The 1990-nt window shown below is 67.2% G+C and carries 2 protein-coding genes; both read left to right on the top strand.

What is annotated here, in order from left to right; all coding sequences use genetic code 11:
* Positions 1-312 precede the first annotated feature (312 nt).
* On the top strand, positions 313-549 hold the full coding sequence (locus tag EOA38_RS35060) for a hypothetical protein (protein ID WP_126093434.1): 237 nt from the start codon (positions 313-315) through the stop codon (positions 547-549).
* A 101-nt stretch (positions 550-650) separates the two neighbouring features.
* Positions 651-1934, top strand: a complete 1284-nt coding sequence (locus EOA38_RS35055; RefSeq protein WP_126093433.1) for an efflux RND transporter periplasmic adaptor subunit — start codon at positions 651-653, stop codon at positions 1932-1934.
* Positions 1935-1990 lie beyond the last annotated feature (56 nt).

Raw genomic sequence — 1990 nt, 5'->3', positions numbered from 1 at the left:
CGGCCGCGAAGCTGAAGGACGCGATCGCCGCGCTGCGCGGCAAGCTGACGCCCGAACAGCTCGAAATCCTCGCTTCGGCGGATCGGCCGCACGGCCCGCCCCCCGGTCCATGGAGCGATCCGCCGGACGATGCAGCCGGCCCCGGAGGTCCGCACGGACAGCTCCAGCCACCCCTACCCCGGAATGGCGGGCAACTCTGACCGGCTGCGCCGGCCGGCCCGTTGACCCACCCGTTCACGGGCCGGCCGGTCCTTTCCTCCGATCGACGATGCCTCGCGCGGCCGTGGCTGCGCGGGGCGCATGGAGAGCACCATGTGGGAAGCCCTGATGATGCTGAGGCTGATCGCATCCGTCGCGCCCGGCTTCCCGGTCGGACGGCATGCGCCGCCGCCTACCCGGCGGGCCGCCGCGATCAAAGACGCGATCCGATTGAGCTTCGGGCGTTATCGCCTCGCGCTGCCACCGGCAACCGCCGAAGAGCCGCTTCGACGCACTGCTCGACCCTTGCCGACCACAACCGTCGCAACCAATGGGCGCTTCCTTCGATAGCGCTCCGCTTTGCTCGTACTCGGCCAACGCTCCCTCTTGAGGGTCGGATCGTCTAGCAACGATCTTCCAGCGCAAACCTCCAGCGAAAGATGATCCACGCCATGCGAATTCCATTCAGCCAGGCCTTCCTGCCGACACGCCGGCAAGCAACAATGGCGGCGCTCGGCTCAGCCCTCTTTCTGGCAGCCTGCTCGCAGGAGAAGAGCCAGGTGCCACCCGGCATGGGAGGCTCCGGCAGACCCGAGGTCGGCGTCGTCACCCTGCATCCGCAATCGGTCGCGATCACCGCCGAACTGCCGGGCCGCACGGCTGCCTCGCTCATTGCCGAGGTGCGCCCGCAGGTCGACGGCATCATCCGGCAGCGACTGTTCCAGGAAGGCGCCGAGGTGGTGGCAGGGCAGCCGCTCTACCTCATCGATCCGGTGAGCTATCAGGCAGCCTATGACAGCGCCGTCGCCGCCCAGCAGAAGGCAGAGGCCGCGCTCCCCACCGCGCAGGCCAAGTTCGACCGTTACTCCGGATTGCTGGAGCAGCATGTGGTGTCGAAGCAGGATTATGACGATGCCGCCGCGACATTGGCACAGGCTCAAGCCGATGTGGCGTCCGCCAAGGCCGGCGTCGAAACCGCGCGCATCAGCCTGAACCGCACATCGATCACCGCGCCGATCGCCGGCCGGATCGACAAATCCTCGCTGACGCCCGGAGCACTCGTCACCGCCAACCAGGAAACGGTGCTGACCACCATCCGCTCGCTCGATCCGATCAATGTCGACGTCACGCAGTCGAGCACCAACCTGCTCAATCTGCGCCAGGCGATCAACGAAGGCCGGCTGAAATTCAGCGGGACCAATGTCAGCGTCAAGCTGAAGCTCGACAACGGCACCATCTACGCGCAGAACGGCAAGCTGGAGTTCGCCGGCGCCAATGTCGACCAGTCGACCGGCACCTTCGCGCTCAGAGCCCAGTTCCCCAATCCCGACCGGCTGCTCTTACCCGGCATGTATGTGCGCGCCATCGTTGAGGAAGGCGTCGCGCAAAACAGCTTCCTGGTGCCGCAGCGCGGCGTCACCCGCGACCCCAAGGGCCAGGCGACGGCCATGGTCGTCAATACCCAGGGCAAGGTCGAGCAGCGCGTGCTCGGCGTGCGCAACAGCGTCGGCAACAATTGGCTGGTGGATTCCGGCGTCGGCGACGGCGACCGCGTCATCGTCGAGGGCCTGCAGCTGGTGCGCGCCGGAGGCGACGCGACAGCGGTCGAAGTGACGATCGACGAAACGACCGGCGAGATCAAGGACCGCGAGCAGAATTCCGCCTCGGCGACCGCCGCCGGCGGCAATGCCGCCGGTGCCGCCAAGCAGCCGGCCTCCGGCGCAACCGGGAACTGAAGCGATGTCGGGATTCTTCATCAACCGGCCGATCTTCGCCTGGGTGATCGCCATCG

The sequence above is a fragment of the Mesorhizobium sp. M1E.F.Ca.ET.041.01.1.1 genome (assembly GCF_003997355.1).
Lineage (GTDB): Bacteria > Pseudomonadota > Alphaproteobacteria > Rhizobiales > Rhizobiaceae > Mesorhizobium.
Note: the sequence above shows the minus strand (reverse complement) of the source record. Positions and strands in the feature narration are given on the sequence as shown.

Excerpts from the sequence above, each read along its gene's own strand:
- EOA38_RS35060 (WP_126093434.1), top strand. The coding sequence starts at position 313 with ATGTGGGAAGCCCTGATGATGCTGAGGCTGATCGCATCCGTCGCGCCC.
- EOA38_RS35055 (WP_126093433.1), top strand. The coding sequence starts at position 651 with ATGCGAATTCCATTCAGCCAGGCCTTCCTGCCGACACGCCGGCAAGCA.